Origin of the sequence: Rhodomicrobium vannielii ATCC 17100, from assembly GCF_000166055.1 — a bacterium.
GTDB lineage: Bacteria > Pseudomonadota > Alphaproteobacteria > Rhizobiales > Rhodomicrobiaceae > Rhodomicrobium > Rhodomicrobium vannielii.
This window is the reverse complement of sequence record NC_014664.1, coordinates 3,807,717-3,823,540: the sequence shown is the minus strand read 5'-3', so window position 1 is coordinate 3,823,540 and position 15,824 is coordinate 3,807,717. Positions and strand designations below refer to the sequence as shown.

At 60.4% G+C, this 15,824-nt stretch carries 17 protein-coding genes; 11 read left to right on the top strand and 6 right to left on the bottom strand.

Annotated elements, in window-relative coordinates:
* Positions 1 to 41 precede the first annotated feature (41 nt).
* The 3 genes from egtB to RVAN_RS17575 are packed head-to-tail and all read left to right on the top strand — an operon-like array spanning position 42 to position 3,194.
* Positions 42 to 1,316 (top strand): ergothioneine biosynthesis protein EgtB, encoded by a 1,275-nt coding sequence (gene egtB / locus RVAN_RS20585; RefSeq protein ID WP_013421047.1) that lies wholly within the window; start codon positions 42 to 44, stop codon positions 1,314 to 1,316.
* Positions 1,313 to 2,272, top strand: a complete 960-nt coding sequence (gene egtD, locus RVAN_RS20580) for an L-histidine N(alpha)-methyltransferase (protein ID WP_013421046.1) — start codon at positions 1,313 to 1,315, stop codon at positions 2,270 to 2,272. Before egtB ends, egtD begins: the two co-directional genes overlap by 4 nt.
* 34 nt (positions 2,273 to 2,306) lie before the next feature.
* The gene (locus RVAN_RS17575) at positions 2,307 to 3,194 is read left to right on the top strand and encodes a glycosyltransferase family 2 protein (protein WP_013421045.1); all 888 of its coding nucleotides are present in this window, start codon (positions 2,307 to 2,309) and stop codon (positions 3,192 to 3,194) included.
* 171 nt (positions 3,195 to 3,365) lie between these two features.
* On the opposite strand, the gene RVAN_RS19875 is transcribed toward RVAN_RS17575, so the two are convergent.
* Positions 3,366 to 3,893, bottom strand: a complete 528-nt coding sequence (locus RVAN_RS19875; RefSeq protein WP_081449528.1) for a hypothetical protein — start codon at positions 3,891 to 3,893, stop codon at positions 3,366 to 3,368.
* On the opposite strand from RVAN_RS19875, the gene RVAN_RS19870 reads away from it, so the two are divergent.
* The 8 genes from RVAN_RS19870 (at position 3,892) to hemA (ending at position 10,974) form a co-directional block, all read left to right on the top strand.
* The gene (locus tag RVAN_RS19870; RefSeq protein ID WP_081449527.1) at positions 3,892 to 3,984 is read left to right on the top strand and encodes an acyloxyacyl hydrolase; all 93 of its coding nucleotides are present in this window, start codon (positions 3,892 to 3,894) and stop codon (positions 3,982 to 3,984) included. The two genes, RVAN_RS19875 and RVAN_RS19870, sit on opposite strands and share 2 nt — an antisense overlap.
* Before the next feature lie 44 nt (positions 3,985 to 4,028).
* Entirely contained in the window at positions 4,029 to 4,586 is a 558-nt protein-coding gene (locus RVAN_RS17570) for a cob(I)yrinic acid a,c-diamide adenosyltransferase (RefSeq protein ID WP_041789471.1), read from the top strand.
* A gap of 35 nt (positions 4,587 to 4,621) precedes the next feature.
* On the top strand, positions 4,622 to 5,320 hold the full coding sequence (locus tag RVAN_RS17565) for a rhomboid family intramembrane serine protease (protein ID WP_013421043.1): 699 nt from the start codon (positions 4,622 to 4,624) through the stop codon (positions 5,318 to 5,320).
* 179 nt (positions 5,321 to 5,499) lie between these two features.
* Positions 5,500 to 6,252, top strand: coding sequence for an electron transfer flavoprotein subunit beta/FixA family protein (locus tag RVAN_RS17560; protein WP_013421042.1), 753 nt, complete (start codon positions 5,500 to 5,502; stop codon positions 6,250 to 6,252).
* Positions 6,252 to 7,190: an electron transfer flavoprotein subunit alpha/FixB family protein gene (locus tag RVAN_RS17555; RefSeq protein ID WP_013421041.1), complete on the top strand. Its 939-nt coding sequence runs from the start codon at positions 6,252 to 6,254 to the stop codon at positions 7,188 to 7,190. The genes RVAN_RS17560 and RVAN_RS17555 overlap by 1 nt, the downstream gene beginning before the upstream one ends.
* 20 nt (positions 7,191 to 7,210) lie before the next feature.
* Positions 7,211 to 8,155 (top strand): 3-hydroxybutyryl-CoA dehydrogenase, encoded by a 945-nt coding sequence (locus RVAN_RS17550; RefSeq protein ID WP_013421040.1) that lies wholly within the window; start codon positions 7,211 to 7,213, stop codon positions 8,153 to 8,155.
* Positions 8,156 to 8,245: 90 nt separating this feature from the next.
* A complete protein-coding gene (gene carA, locus RVAN_RS17545) occupies positions 8,246 to 9,463 on the top strand; it encodes a glutamine-hydrolyzing carbamoyl-phosphate synthase small subunit (RefSeq protein ID WP_013421039.1) in 1,218 nt (405 codons plus the stop codon).
* A gap of 227 nt (positions 9,464 to 9,690) precedes the next feature.
* Positions 9,691 to 10,974: a 5-aminolevulinate synthase gene (gene hemA / locus RVAN_RS17540; protein WP_013421038.1), complete on the top strand. Its 1,284-nt coding sequence runs from the start codon at positions 9,691 to 9,693 to the stop codon at positions 10,972 to 10,974.
* 555 nt (positions 10,975 to 11,529) lie between these two features.
* Here hemA and ybaK read toward each other — a convergent pair.
* From ybaK to uvrC, 5 genes are all read right to left on the bottom strand, one after another.
* A complete protein-coding gene (gene ybaK, locus RVAN_RS17535) occupies positions 11,530 to 12,003 on the bottom strand; it encodes a Cys-tRNA(Pro) deacylase (protein WP_013421037.1) in 474 nt (157 codons plus the stop codon).
* A gap of 85 nt (positions 12,004 to 12,088) precedes the next feature.
* Positions 12,089 to 12,385, bottom strand: coding sequence for a YciI family protein (locus tag RVAN_RS17530; protein WP_013421036.1), 297 nt, complete (start codon positions 12,383 to 12,385; stop codon positions 12,089 to 12,091).
* Positions 12,382 to 13,116 carry a hypothetical protein gene (locus RVAN_RS20405; RefSeq protein WP_169309583.1) on the bottom strand — a complete coding sequence of 245 codons (735 nt, stop codon included), beginning with the start codon at positions 13,114 to 13,116 and terminating at the stop codon, positions 12,382 to 12,384. The genes RVAN_RS17530 and RVAN_RS20405 overlap by 4 nt, the downstream gene beginning before the upstream one ends.
* A gap of 207 nt (positions 13,117 to 13,323) precedes the next feature.
* Complete coding sequence (locus tag RVAN_RS17525) at positions 13,324 to 13,560, bottom strand: hypothetical protein (protein WP_013421034.1); 237 nt, start codon at positions 13,558 to 13,560, stop codon at positions 13,324 to 13,326.
* Between the two features lie 192 nt (positions 13,561 to 13,752).
* Positions 13,753 to 15,822: an excinuclease ABC subunit UvrC gene (gene uvrC / locus RVAN_RS17520; RefSeq protein WP_013421033.1), complete on the bottom strand. Its 2,070-nt coding sequence runs from the start codon at positions 15,820 to 15,822 to the stop codon at positions 13,753 to 13,755.
* Positions 15,823 to 15,824 lie beyond the last annotated feature (2 nt).

Below are 15,824 nucleotides of genomic sequence, written 5' to 3'. Positions count from 1 at the left end.
GGAGAACGACCCTCCAAGGAAACCAAGGAAGGCGCACAGTCATGCCACTCGACGACTATCCTCCGTTGACCGCCGCCAGCGACCGGCAACAACTTAAGCTCTCGGAAAGGTTGTTTGCAACCCGCAGGCTTTCACTCGACATCGCCCGCCCCCTTTCGCCCGAGGATCAGACGGTTCAGGCGATGGATGATGCCAGCCCGACGAAATGGCATCTCGCGCATACGACGTGGTTCTTCGAAGAGTTGCTGCTGAAGCCGTTTCTGCCGGCGTATCGCATCTTCGACGACCGTTTCGCCTATTGCTTCAACTCCTATTACAACAGCCTCGGCGAGCGCCATCCCCGGCCCAAGCGCGGGTTGCTGACACGGCCGCGCGCCGACGAGGTCATCGCCTATCGCGCGCATGTGGATGAAAACCTGCGGCGGCTTTTCGAGGCGCCGTTTCAAGAGGGCGCGCGCTCGCTCATCGAGGTCGGCATCAACCACGAGCAGCAGCATCAGGAATTGATGCTGACCGACATTCTCGCGCTGTTCGCGGCGAACCCGCTCCGGCCCGCCTATCGCACCGAAGCGCCCGAACCGGCGGCGCTTGAAGGCGGCGCGGGCGAGTGGCGCGCTGTGAAGGGCGGCATCCACGAGGTTGGCCATCGCGGCGGGGGCTTCGCCTACGACAATGAAAGCCCCGCGCACGAGGTCTTGCTGCGCGATTTCCGCATCTTCAGCCGCGCGGTGACGAACGGCGAATGGCTCGCCTTCATGGAGGCGGGCGGCTATCAAACGCCGTCGCTCTGGCTCGCTGACGGCTGGGGCGCCGTGGAAGGCGAAGGCTGGCGCGCGCCGCTCTACTGGGAACGCGTCGGCGATGTCTGGCATCAGATGACGCTTTACGGCCTTCGCCCGGTCGAGGCCGCGCGCCCCGTGACGCATGTCAGCTATTACGAGGCGGAGGCGTTCGCGCGCTGGGCAGGCGGGAGGCTCCCAACCGAGTTCGAATGGGAAATTGCCTCGCTCGGCGAACCGCAGCCCGCGCCATTCGACTTTGCACGACTCCTGCCGTCGCCCGCCGAAGACGGTGTTTCCCCCATGTTCGGCGGCGTGTGGGAATGGACCGCAAGCACGTACCTTCCTTATCCCGGCTTCAAGTCGCTCGAAGGGCCGCTCGGCGAATACAACGGCAAGTTCATGTGCAATCAGATGGTGCTGCGCGGCGGCGCGGCGCTGACGCCGGATGGGCACATGCGCCCGAGCTACCGGAACTTCTTCTATCCGCACCAACGCTGGCAGATGACCGGCCTCAGGCTTGCGAGCGACGCATGATGCTGGAACCTTTTCTCGCGAATGAGCACCACGCAGCGCCCGACGGCGATTTTCTCGACGCCGTGCTTCATGGGCTGTCGCTTCCAAAAAAATCGCTGCCGAGCCGCTTCCTTTACGACGCGCGCGGCTCCGACCTGTTCGAGCACATCACGGAACTGCCGGAATACTATCCGACGCGGACGGAAATCGGGCTGTTGAAGTCGCAAGCAAGCGAGATCGGTGCGGCGTTGCCCAGCCGCGCGGTCGTTGTGGAGTTCGGTTCGGGGTCCAGCCGCAAGACGGAGTTGCTGCTCGCTGCGCTGGACCGGCCCGCAGCCTATGTCCCCATCGACATTTCGGCTGCCGCGCTCTATCCCGCCGCGCGCCGCATCGCGCAAAGCTTTCCCGATGTGGATGTCTATCCGGTTCTCGGCGGCTTCCACGATCTGGAGCGCATGCGGCTCCCGCTCGGCGACTCGCGGCTCGTCGGCTTCTTTCCCGGCTCGACAATCGGAAACTTCTCGCAACTCGCGGCGGTCGAGTTCCTGCTGTCCGCGCGGCGTCTGCTCGGCCCCGGCGCAGTTTTTCTCCTCGGCGTGGATCTGCAAAAGCCGCTCGACATCCTGCTGCCCGCCTATAATGACGCGGATGGCGTGACGGCCGCTTTCAACCTCAATCTGCTGGCGCGCATCAATCGCGATCTCCAAGGCACGTTCGACCTCGACGCCTTCGAGCATGCGGCAATTTACAATGAGCGGTATCAGCGGATCGAAATGCATCTGCGCTCGCTGGCCGCACAGAGCGCGGGCGTTGCGGGGCGAACCTTCTGCTTTGCCGCCGGCGAAACGATCCACACGGAAAATTCGCACAAATACACACCCGAGGTGTTTGAACGGCTGGCGCGTGACGGCGGATGGGAAGTCTCGCAGGTTTTCGTCGACGAAAACCGCCTTTTTTCGGTGCAGCTTCTCGCGTAAACCTAGCCGGGCTTAAACTTGACCGGCTGGTTCAATGAATCTCATCGACGAATTGCGCGCGCCTGAAGGCGCCGCCCTAGACGAGGCGCGCGCGTCTCTGGCATCGCTCGTTTCGGTTGGTGTGCTGAGCTTTCGCGCGCCGCAGACTATTCGGAACACGCTGGCCCGCCATCGCGAAAGCGGACTCATCGATTCCGTCGGCGAGTTTTTCGTCTGGTTCAATGAACTGTCCGAAACTGATCGCGCGATCGCTGCTGAAGCGGGCGTCGACTTTGCGGGATCGGCGGAGAATGGCGGCATCTACGGCGGCTTCCGCGCAATCGCCGAGCGTGCCACGAAGCCCTATGTGCTAATCCTCGAAAACGACATCACCCCGCTCCCCGGCGCGGATGTTCGCGGCTGCATCGAAAGCTGCACGGCGGACATGATCGCGAACGATATCAAGATCTTCTCACTGCGTTCGCGCAGGCATCTGGGCGAAGGGTGTCCCTACAAAAAATATCTCTCCTATTTTGGCGCTGTAGATCCTTTCGTTGCTGAAGTTGCCCCTCACCATCCTTCCGCTCTGAGGCAGCTTATGATGCTTGCCGAATTCGGACTTCCCGACAAGTTTCGCTCCGGCGCGATCTATCTGGAGGAGGAGCCTGAAAAAGTGCAGCCTAAGGCAGTGACAAGACTACCGAGCGGCCATTTTCTCACTGATTCGCGCTATCGAAATTGGTCCAATCAGATGCCTCTCGTCGACCGCCGCTTTTTTCTTGATGTCATCTGTGCCCGTGTCGAGAGACACCCAGATTCGCGTCTCCTGAACGGCCACCAGAACATCGAGTGCGCACTGAACAAGTCGTGGTGGCGCAGGCGGCGGGAGCCTATTGGACATGCAGCTGAAGGCGTTTTCACCAACAGCCGTCTCGACAGATAAGCGCACGCGAAAGGTGTTCGCGCGATGTCTCTATACCTCTCAGTTGCAGGACGTAACGCTCTGTCAAAGCTTTTCCGCGTGTCTTGCGTGTTCTCGTGTCAAATTTCTCACAGCAATCGGCAAACCGGATTTTGAGGCTCGCGCCCGGTTTGACAGGAGGGTTCTACAGGATCAAAAAAAGAACAAGGACCACGGGGAAAAAAAATGGGCGGGCACATATTCAGCATCGGTCGCATGCTCGTGGCTTCGGCTGCGATGTGCGCGGGTTTGTCGGCACCGGCTGCCGCCCTTGAGGCATTCACGGAAGCCAACCATCCGTTCTGGGCCATTGATGAAGTACGCGTCGGCGCCTTCAAGCAAGCCATCGACGACGCGCCCGGCGAGGGCGGCCCCGCCATCAATCTTGAGGTTCTGAGCGGCCGCATCCCGGGAGCCTACGAGAACAGCATCCTGAATGTCTTTATGACGCCCCGCCTTCACATTGGCGGCACAGTTGCTTTCGATAAAACCAATCAGTTTTATTGGGGCGCGACCTGGGACGTGAAGCTGACGGATCGCGTGTTTTTCGAAACGTCCTTTGGCGGCGCGGCGCATGACGGCCCGCTCAGCTCGAAAACTGAAGCTTCTTACGGCTGCGATGTAAACTTCCGTGAATCGGCGTCGCTCGGCATTGCCGCTGTCGGCCGACTGGAAGATCATGGCCACCATCGATCACATGTCGAACGCGGGCCTTTGCGACACCAATCGCGGCCTTACAAATGCGGGTGTCCGTCTAGGCTACAAGTTCTAAGTGTGCTATCCCTGAAGCCTTGCTCCAGCGGCAGAGGTGATGGCATGACGAGCATCTCCACGAAAGCAGGCGACGGCGGGAAAACCACTCTCGCGAACGGCGTGCGCCTCTCGAAATCGCATATTCGAATCGAAGCTTACGGCGCCGTCGATGAGACGAACGCGGCCATCGGAGTCGCACGTCTCAAGCTGCCGGCGGATCAGACAGCCGTCACCGAAATGCTCGAACGCATCCAGAACGACCTCTTCGACATCGGCGCAGACCTCGAAGCCGCCGACGCCTCAGCACCACAACGGCTGAAGGCGGAGCAGGTCGCCCGCCTCGAACGGGAAATCGCCGCGCTGTCGGCGGAGTTGCCGCCGCTCAACGCGTTCATTCTGCCGGGCGGAACCGAAGGCGCGGCCGCGCTTCATCTGGCCCGCAGCATCTGCCGTCGCGCCGAGCGCCGCATTGTTGAATTGAAGGACGTTCAGGGAGAGCCGGTGAGCGACGATATCCTTGCCTATCTGAACCGCCTTTCGGATCACCTTTTCGTGGCGAGCCGCTTCGTGAACGGCAAAGGCGCGAACGATTTTCTGTGGAAGCCACATGCCGCTTCCTGATCGTACTTCCGTTTCGATATTGATTGGGCCTGTCGATGTTTGTGCCGCTCTGGGATATGAACCAGCTAAAAAGGGTTAAATTTCAGTATGTCACCATCGGCCTTATTACAATAAATTGCCTCATCTATTTCATCTTTGAAACGCACCTCGTGCTTTCATCTCCCGCAAGCTTCGTCGATGCGCTTGCGCTGAAGCCGCGCGATGTTGAAACGATGCGCGCCTTCGTCGACCACATGCCGGACCAATTCCGGCTTGTGACCTACATGTTTCTCCACGGCAGCATCCTGCATCTTCTCGGCAACATGATCTTTCTCTTCGTCTTCGGCGATAACGTCGAGGACGCGCTGGGGCACGTGCGCTTCTTCCTGTTCTACGTCGTTTGCGGGGTCGCGGCGGGGGTGGTGCACAGCATCGTGACGACATCGCCGGACGTCCCGCTGATCGGGGCGAGCGGCGCAATCGCGGGCGTCATCGGCGCCTACCTGATGCTGCATCCGAATATCAGGGTGTGGGTTCTTTTCCAGAACCCCATTATCCCTTTCCTACCGCTGCGCTTTTCCGCCGGCGCCGTCATCGGCGTGTGGATCGCCTACCAGATCATCTGCGCGCTCTATCTAACCAATCACGGAACGGCATGGTGGGCGCATATCGGGGGGTTTTTCACAGGCGCGCTTCTTATCGTCGTCATGAAGCGGCGCGGCGTGCCTCTGTTCGATTCGGCGACGGGCGTATGATGGCTCCGTTTAACGGCGAGATAATAAATGTTTAAGGGAGGGTCCATTGACTCTTTCGCAAGTGCGAAATACCTTTGCGTGGTTACTCGCAACGACGTAAGTAGGATGCAACCGATGTTGACCCCGCGCTGCGGCGCAGCATAATTGGCGGACAAGAAAAATCAGGGCATGGTTCCATTATGAAGATAATTGTCCCCGTCAAGCGGGTGGTTGACTACAACGTCAAGATCCGCGTGAAGCCGGATGGGAGCGGCGTCGACACTATCAACGTAAAGATGTCCATGAATCCCTTCGACGAAATCGCGGTCGAGGAAGCGATTCGTTTGAAGGAGGCTGGACACGCCGACGAAGTGATCGCTGTCTCGATCGGCCCCGCCAAGGCGCAGGAAACGCTTCGCACTGCGCTCGCCATGGGCGCTGATCGCGCAATCCTCTACAAGACTGACCTTCCGATTGAGCCGCTCGCGGTTGCAAAAATTCTGAAAGCCGCCGTCGAAAAGGAAAAGCCGGGCCTCGTGATCCTCGGCAAGCAGGCCATCGACGACGACTCCAACCAGACCGGGCAGATGCTCGCCGCGCTTTTGAACCGGCCGCAGGCGACGTTTGCGTTCAAGGTCTCGCCGCAGGGTGAAACGGTCGAAGTTGTCCGCGAAGTTGACGGCGGTCTGCAAACGCTGGCGCTGCGCCTTCCTGCCATCGTCACGGTCGACCTTCGCATCAATCAGCCGCGCTACGCGTCTCTACCCAACATCATGAAGGCGAAGAAGAAGCCGCTCGAAGAAATCGACGCCGCCTCGCTCGGCATCGACATCGAGCCAAAAGTAAAAGTGCTCAAGACGGCTGAGCCGCCCACGCGCAAGGCTGGCGTAAAACTCAAGACGGCTGCCGAACTCGTGGACAAGCTGCGCACCGAAGCGGGAGTGTTGCAATAATGGCCGTTCTTCTCGTCGCTGAACATAATAACAAGGCGCTGAATGGCGCGACCGCGAAGGCGCTCACCGCCGCGAAGGCGCTCGGCGCACCGGTCCATGTGCTTGTTGCGGGCGCTGACGTCGATGCCGTCGCGCAGAAGGCCGCAGCGCTCGAAGGCGTGGACAAGGTGCTCGTCGCCGACGCTTCGCATCTCGCCGCGCATCTCGCCGAGGATCTTGCGGCGCTCATCGTGCCGCTGATGGCGAATCACGACGCGCTCGTCGTCGTGGCTTCCACCACCGGCAAGAATTTCGCGCCGCGTGTCGCCGCGCTTCTCGACGTGCCGCAGATTTCGGAAGCGACGGCGATCCTGTCGCCGACGCAGTTCGAGCGCCCGATCTATGCGGGCAACGCGATCCAGACCGTGGAAGTCACCGTGCCGAAAAAGGTGCTGACGATCCGCACGACTGCGTTCGCCGCCGCGCCAGAGGGCGGCTCCGCCGCCATCGAAAAGATCGACGCACCTGCGCAGAGCGAACTCGCGAAATTCGTGGGCGAGGACATCTCGCAGTCCGCGCGCCCGGATCTCACCGCCGCGAAGGTGGTGGTTTCAGGCGGTCGCGGTCTCGGGTCCGCCGACAATTTCAAGCTTATCGAGCGGATCGCGGACAAGCTGGGCGCCGCCGTTGGCGCAAGCCGCGCGGCCGTGGACGCAGGTTTCATCCCGGGTGACTTTCAGGTCGGACAGACCGGCAAGGTCGTCGCCCCGGAGCTTTATATCGCCGTCGGTATTTCGGGAGCCATCCAGCATTTGGCTGGCATGAAGGATTCCAAAGTGATCGTCGCCATTAACAAGGACGAAGAAGCGCCTATCTTTCAGGTTGCGGATTACGGCCTTGTAGGCGATCTCTTCCAGATCCTGCCCGAAATCGAAGCGGCTCTCGATAGCCGTAAATAACGCCAAAACCAGAGCTGACGATGTCCCAAACTGCAACGACTGCCCTTCGTGGAAATCCGTTCGTGAACCACGCAAAAGGGCGCGAACCTGTCGCCATCAAGACGGTAGGTATTATCGGCGCGGGGCAGATGGGCAACGGTATCGCCCATGTCGTCGCTCTGGCCGGCTACAACGTGCTGCTGCACGACATCAGCAGGGAGCGCGTGGAAACCGCGCTCGCCACCATGAACGGCAATTTGAGCCGTCAGGTGCATCGCGGGAAAATTACGGAAGAGGACCGCGACAGCGCCCTTGCCCGCATCCGTTACGCACCCGCCGTCGACGCCTTCAACGACGCGGACCTCGTGATCGAGGCCGCCACCGAAGACGAAGACGTCAAGCGCAAGATTCTCATCGCGCTCTGTCCGCAGTTGAAGCCGCACACGCTCATCGGCAGCAATACATCGTCCATTTCCATCACACGCCTCGCCGCCGTGACCGACCGGCCGGAGCAGTTCATCGGGCTTCACTTCATGAACCCGGTGCCGGTGATGGAACTCGTGGAAATGATCCGCGGCATCGCGACCGACGAGTCCACCTTCCACACGGCGCGGCACTTCGTTGAAACGCTCAACAAGACGGTCACGGTCGCGGAAGACTTTCCCGCCTTCATCGTGAACCGCATCCTTCTGCCGATGGTGAACGAGGCGGTTTACACGCTTTACGAAGGCGTCGGCTCCGTCGAGGCCATCGATCTCGCCATGCGGCTCGGCGCGCGCCACCCGATGGGACCGCTTCAGCTCGCCGATTTCATCGGCCTCGACACATGCCTGTCGGTGATGCAGGTGTTGTACGAGGGGTTGGCGGATACCAAATATCGGCCGTGCCCGCTGCTCGTCAAATATGTCGAAGCCGGGTGGCTCGGGCGCAAAACCCAGCGCGGATTCTACGATTATCGCGGCGAAGTCCCAGTTCCGACGCGATAAGACCGCGCGTCAGGCATACTTCGAGAATTTCGCGGTTGTAAGGCGGCGCGCGCCGCATTAAACCACGCGCGGAACAAGCAGGAACACGCCATGTCTCTTATCGACCCCGCCAGCAGCGCTGCATGGGCGGAACGCCCCTACACAGCCGCCATCGTTCTGGCGAACGGAACGGTCATTCAAGGATACGGCGTCGGGGCTGAGGGGCAGGCGGAAGGCGAAGTCTGCTTCAACACTGCCATCTCCGGCTATCAGGAAATCCTCACCGATCCGTCCTATGCGGGCCAGATCATCACATTTACCTTCCCGCATATCGGCAATGTCGGCACCAATCCCGACGATATCGAGACGACAAACCTCGCGGCGTCATCCGGCGTGCGCGGCTGCGTCCTCCAGGCCGGCATCACCACGCCGTCGAACTATCGCGCGCGCCAGGGATTGGACCATTGGCTGCGTGCGCGCGGCATCGTCGGCATTTCCGGCGTCGATACACGCGCGCTCACCATTCTGATCCGCGAGGCGGGGATGCCGAATGCCGTCATCGCCCATCATCCCAACGGCCTGTTCGATTTCGATGCGCTGAAAGCGAAGGCGAGCGCCTGCCCCTCCATGGAAGGCGCGGAACTCGCCCGCGCCGTGACCACCACGCAGAGCTACCCCTGGAGCGAGCAGGGCTGGGTTTGGGACGAGGGATTCGCCCAGCAGGAAAACCCGCAGTTTCACGTCGTAGCCGTTGATTACGGCATCAAGCGCAACATCCTGCGCTGCCTTGCCTCGGCCGGTTGCCGCGTCACCGTGGTGCCCGCCTATGCGACGGCGCAGGAAATTCTCGACCGCAACCCAGACGGCGTCTTCCTGTCGAACGGCCCCGGCGATCCCGCCGCCACGGGCGAGTATGCCCTTCCGGTCATCCGCGAGGTAGTCGGGGCGGGGGTGCCACTCTTCGGCATCTGCCTCGGCCATCAGCTTCTCGGTCTCGCGCTCGGCGGTCGCACGATCAAGATGCCGCATGGCCATCACGGCTCGAATCATCCCGTCATGGACTACACAACCGGCAAGGTTGAGATCACTTCCATGAACCACGGTTTCGCGGTCGACCGCGCGAGCCTGCCGTCCGATGTCGAGGAGACACACGTCTCCTTGTTCGACGGCAGCAATTGCGGCATCCGCCTGCGCGGCCGCCCTGTATTCTCCGTGCAATACCACCCCGAGGCGTCGCCCGGTCCGCAAGATAGCCACTACCTTTTCAGGCGCTTCGTAGAGATGATGAGAGCCCGCACGGCCTCGCAACCCCCGGTAAATGCCCGTTAAAGTTGACCCGTCTGTGACATTTCCACTGTCAGGTTGCGTTGACAGCCAATAATGTCATAAAAAATTGACGTGCGTCAGTTTGTAAGCCTTCTAAGAGGTAGACTTCTGTTTGCGTTCGCGCAATTATCTGCCCCAGCAGGGCGGAAATCCTGCCAGCGAACCAGGTAGTTGGCTCTTCCGCTCAAGGCGCATCCGTGCGACCGATTCCCGCCAACGAGGAACGCTATATGGACTATCAGGGGAAGTTTGGCGAAGCTCTCGAAGCCTTGACCGTCGAGGGCCGATACCGTGTTTTTGCCGATATTCTAAGACGCCGTGGGGACTTCCCGTGCGCGGTCCATCATACTCCCGAAGGAACTAAACCGATCACCGTCTGGTGTTCGAACGACTATCTCGGCATGGGGCAGCACCCGTCTGTCCTCGCCGCGATGCATGAAGCGATCGACACGGTCGGCGCGGGTTCGGGTGGCACACGCAACATCTCCGGCACGACGCATTATCACGTGGAACTTGAACGTGAATTGGCCAGCCTGCATGGCAAGGAAGCAGCGCTGCTCTTCACATCGGGCTACGTGTCGAATGACGCGACGCTGTCGACGCTCGTCAAGATCTTGAAGGGCGCGGTCATTTTCTCGGACGAGAAGAACCACAATTCGATGATCGAGGGCATTCGCCACGGTGGCGGCCCGAAGCGCGTATGGCGTCATAACGATCTGGAGCATCTCGAAACCCTGCTTCAGGAATATGACAACGACACGCCGAAGATCATCGCATTCGAATCCGTCTACTCGATGGATGGCGACATTGCGCCGATCAACGAAATCTGCGACCTCGCCGAAAAGTACAACGCTTTCACATACATCGATGAAGTCCATGCGGTCGGCATGTATGGCGACCACGGCGCTGGCGTCTGCGAGCGCGACAATGCGATGCACCGCGTCGACATCATCGAAGCGACGCTTGCGAAGGGCTTCGGCCTGATGGGCGGCTATATCGCCTCCACGTCGAAGGTGATCGACGCGATCCGCTCCTACGCGCCTGGCTTCATCTTCTCGACATCGCTTGCCCCTGTGATCTGCGCGGGCGCGATCGCCAGCGTTCGCCACCTCAAGCAGAGCAACGTGGAACGCGAGAAGCATCAGCTCAACGCGGCGCTTCTGAAGGAACGCCTCGCTCTCGAAAATCTCCCTGTGATGCATACGCCGAGCCACATCGTTCCCGTGCTCGTCGGTGATCCCGTGCAGTGCAAGCAGCTCACCGACCAGCTGCTCGACCGTTTCGGTATCTATGTGCAGCCCATCAACTACCCGACGGTGTCACGCGGCACCGAGCGCATCCGTCTCACACCTGGGCCGTTGCACAACGAAGCCCAGATGGAGCACCTCGTGAAGTCTCTTCGCACGCTCTGGAACGAAATGGGTCTGCGTAACGGTTACGACTGGTGCCAGCTTTGGCGCGGCCGTATCGCCGTTGCCGGCCAGTTCGAGCTCGGCGTCGCTGCTGGCGGCTGAGGCACGCAAGCTTCAGTATATTTTGCAAAGCGCCGTCCCGACGAAAGTTTGGGGCGGCTTCTTTTTATCCAAGGCAGCGCCGCTTCTTTGAAAAATTCTGCCGGAAGCCCTTTTTCGGTGCCGATCCGAAGTGCCATGAACGCCTTCCTTTCTCTGCATGCCGTATCTATAAACACGAGCTGGAGGCTTGCAGTTCCGTCTAGGCTAAATTCGAAAGCCTAACTTATCATCACCTCCTTTGGTGTAATTCGGCGCGCCCTCGGCCGATTTCGTATTCGCGCGAGCAGGCGCACGGCCCTGATCATGGCGCGTCCTGCGGTCTTGGCTCCGACCAGCAGACTTTTTGCGCTCAACGTGAAATGCGGCAAGATCGGAGACTTTTAACGGAAACGAGCGCCCGCCGTAGCAGCATGGGTTAACGCAAAACTGCGATCACTTCTACGGAGCGGCTTTAAAGCGCCGTGCCATAAATCAGAAATCAGACGCAGCAGACGTTGTTTCGGGTGTCGATCAGCTTATCTGCGTCAAACCGAGTGCGATTTAACGAAAGGCGACCTAAGCCACTAGCGGCGCAACGACAGCGTTCAGCACCTTCGCTGCATCGTGCGGGGCAAGCCGCACCTGCAATCCGCGCTGGCCTCCATTGATAAAAATGAGGTCTTGCATCATCGCCTGCTCTTCGATGGCGGCGGAAAGCTTCCTCATCTGACCGAACGGACTGATGCCGCCGACCTTGTAGCCCGAGATACGCTCCGCATCCGCCGGCTTCATCATGTGTGCCGACTTGCCACCAAACGCGGCCGCGAGTTTCTTCATCGATACCTCGTGGTCCGAAGGCACGATCACGAGAACCGGCTTGTCGTCGACGAGCGCCATCAAGGTCTTGAGCACGCGCGCGGGCATCTCGTCGAGGGCCTCCGCCGCCTGCATGCCGATCCGGTCGGCGTTGGGATCGTATTCGTAGGTGTGCACGGTGAAGACGATCCCGGCCTTCTCAAGCATCTTCGTCGCACGCGTCGATTTCGACATCAGAGCCCTCGCATTGGGCGCCAACGGTCGCTCGCCTGAATTTTTTCCCGCCGCGCCGTCATGTCTTGAACTTCACCGCTTCGCGTCAGACAATGCCTTTCAACGCTTCTGCGGTCATGCTCGCCTGAAACGGGATGATTTCGACCTTGGCAAGGCCCAACCGCTGAAACGGGTCTTCGCTCAGCCGCGATTCGATCGCTTCAAGGCTGTCTCCGCGCGCCAGAATTACGCCGCCGGTGCGTGGAATGCGCCGCCCCGAAGCCAGGAACACGCCGTCTTCGTACCCTTTGCGCAGCCATGCGACGTGCGCCTGCATCTGCGCGTCAATTTCCTCGACGGGCCGTACATAGGCTAGAACGGCTACATAGATCGTGGTCATCATCCATCTTTCAGAGCTAGGGCAGCATCTGCCGGTCGCAGTTTTCCCTCTTTGCCGACAAAATTAAGCGTAGACACCCAACGTGGCGAGCGCTTTTCTGGCGCCAACTCGTAATACATTTCATAACTTGGCCAAATATGTCTCTGGGGCCATGTCCAGCATCCACAACGCTCGTATAACTGCTTCAGCTCCTTCGAAAGATGTGTGTCCGTCTTCATCGGCTCGGTTGATTGCCCTATTTGATCTGCCTGACTGAGCATCAACTGCAGAGATCTTTCGCTGACGTAGTTTGTCACCCAGATCCGATATCCAAGCTTTGCCTGCGCATGGACTACCGCTTTAAAGACTTGAACATGCTCCTCGTGGCCGTATTCGCCCCAAGGATTATGCGTGATGACATCATCAACTCCTGATAATCGAACAGAAAACTCCGAGCAAAGACGCGAAAAATTTGTTTCGTAAGCTTGTTCCGCACGATTATATAGATCGTACATACGTCGCGATATCTTCAAGCCGGCGCTGCTTGGCTGTGGATTAGGCCATCTGGCGCGGTTCGAAACGCGAGCTTCCGTCAGATCCAGAAACTCAAGCGTATTGAGGGGGAAATCCTTCATGGCGAGTCGTCGGGCATGCCCGATGCGGGGCTTGGACGAATCGCCGAAGCATAAAATGATTTTTGCGGCGGAGGAAAGGACCGAACTCGCCCAGAGCACTTCGTCATCAGGATGAGCCATGACGACAGAGCAATTGTCTAGCTTCGAACTCATAAAAACCTACCCCGCTTCGTGCCTTCGGCAGCTATCGAAGCGTGAAAAATGACGTCAATGGCAAGAAGTCGCGCTGCCTAGCAGCGCTCTCAGTAGAGCACTTGTCAAAAAGAAGCCATGAAATTCAAGGCCTCCTCCCCAGAAAGCCTTGAACCAGATTTATATTCGACGAAATTAGTCGATCACCTTCTTGCAAGCGGAGCTAAGTTCCTTCCGCTTCGACTTCAGGCAGGCGACGATCTTGTCTTCCTGCGGCGGCATCACAAACTCGGCGCAGAGGCGATAGACGTCGGGCTTGCACGCTTCCTGCTCGTCCTTCGAGCCCCGGTGGCCGCTATATTGAGCCATCGCATCCACGCTCATCATCAAGAACGCCGCCGCCACGACTGCGCACACTGCATTCCGCATCATAAAATTCTCCCTCTGAAGTTTTGTTGAAGCGGCAACTGGTCACCTGTGACGCCGCACCCCGCAAGGCTAAGTGATTCGTCAAACGCGCGCCGCTTCTCCCGAAGTTCTGGCATGCTTCGCTGTGTTTTGCGTCTTGAGTGAGGCGCTTTCCCACCAAAAGCGCGTGAACGTTTTGCCGTTGCGGCGAAACACTTATTTGCGGTCGTTGTACCAGTCGTAGATCTGCTGGGCCATGGCGGCGCTGATCCCGTCGACCGCCCGGAGGTCGGATAATCCGGCGCGGCTGACGGCCTTCGCGGAGCCGAAATGTTTCAGAAGCGCGCGCTTTCGCGTCGGCCCGATGCCGGGAATGCCGTCGAGTTCGTTCTCCGTCATGGCCTTCTTCCGCTTCGCGCGATGCGAGCCGATGGCGAAGCGGTGCGCCTCGTCGCGAAGTCGCTGCACGAAGTAAAGCACCGGATCGTTGAGCGGAAGCGAGAACGGCGGCTTGCCCGGCATGAAGAAGCGCTCGCGGCCAGCGTTCCGGTCCGGTCCCTTGGCGATGCCCGCGATGGCGAGGCCATGCAGCCCAAGTTCGGCCAGCACCTCGCGCGCGGCGGAAAGCTGGCCCGCGCCGCCGTCAATCAGCAGGAGATCCGGCCACGCGCCGAGATCACCGCCTTGCGCAGCCGCATCGCCGTTTTCCTCCTCGGTGTATTCCTCTTCCACGGGCGGAGAGAGCGACGAGGTATCAACCGCCGCGACCGCTCCCGCCTCAGCCGCCGCGACCGCCGCCTCCGGCGGGGTATCGCCGCTCGCCGCCGTTTCACCCGCAGGCAGGCCGTGCTCCTTGAGGAGCCGCTTGAACCGCCGCGTCAGCACCTCGCGCATCATGCCGAAATCGTCGCCCGGCGTGAGGTCGGCGGTGCGGATGTTGAACTTGCGGTAGTGGTTCTTCGCGAAACCTTCCGGCCCCGCCACGATCATGCCACCGACGGCGTTCGTGCCCATGATGTGCGAGTTGTCGTAAACCTCGATGCGGCGCGGCACCCGTTCAAGGCCGAAAACCTGCGCCACGCCCGCGAGCAGCCTCGCGTTACTCGTCGTCTCCGCGAGCTTGCGGCCGAGCGCCTCGCGCGCGTTCTGATGCGCATAGTCGACAAGCTCGCGCTTCTCGCCGCGCCTCGGCGTCACCACATCGACCTTGCGGCCGAGCTTCGTGGATAGCGCCTCCGAGATGAGCGACTGCTCCGGCACCTCCTCGGAGAGGAACACGCAGCGCGGCACGAGCTTGTCGTCGTAGAATTGCGAGATGAACGAGCCGAGCACTTCAGCGGGCGAAAGGCTCTTGTCCGCGCGCGGAAAATACGCGCGGTTGCCCCAGTTCTGGCCGCTACGGAAGAAAAAGACCTCGATGCAGGTCTGGCCGCCCTGCTGCGCAATCGCGAACACGTCCGCTTCCTCGACGCCCTTCGGGTTGATGCCTTGATGGGCCTGCACATGCGCCAGCGCCCACAGCCGGTTGCGATATTTAGCGGCGCGCTCGAACTCCAGCGCTTCGGCCGCCTCCTCCATCAGCGTGTTGAGCTTGCGCTGCACGGCGTCCGTCTTGCCGGACAGGAACGCCGTCGCCTCGTCCACCAGCTTCGAATAATCGTCGAGCGGGATTTCGCGCGTGCAAGGCCCGGCGCAACGCTTGATCTGGAACAGGAGGCAGGGCCGCGTGCGGCTGTCATAGACGCTGTCGGCGCAGGTGCGCAGCAGGAACGCGCGCTGAAGTGTGTTGATCGTGCGGTTTACCGCGCCCGCGCTGGCGAATGGCCCGAAATAGTCGCCCTTGACGGTGCGAGCGCCGCGATGCTTGGCGATCTGCGCCGCTTCCTGATCGCGCCGGATGACGATGTAGGGAAACGACTTGTCGTCGCGGAACGACACGTTGTAGCGCGGCTTGAAGCGCTTGATGAGGTTCGCTTCGAGAAGCAGCGCCTCGGCTTCGGTGCGCGTATTGACGAACTCCATCGTCGCCGTCGCGCGGATCATCGCGGCGATGCGGTTGGTGTGACCGCCCATGCGCGTGTAATTCTGCACGCGGTTCTTGAGGTTCCGCGCCTTGCCGACATAGATCACCTCGCCCGCGAGATCTACCATGCGGTAGACGCCGGGGCCGGTGCCGAGATGCTTCACGTAGCGGTGGATGACCTGCGGGCCGGTCTCGGGCGCGCTCGCGGCGTCTTCGGGCGCGAGGTCTGACTCGACTTCGATTGTGTCCTCAATGTCGGGCATAC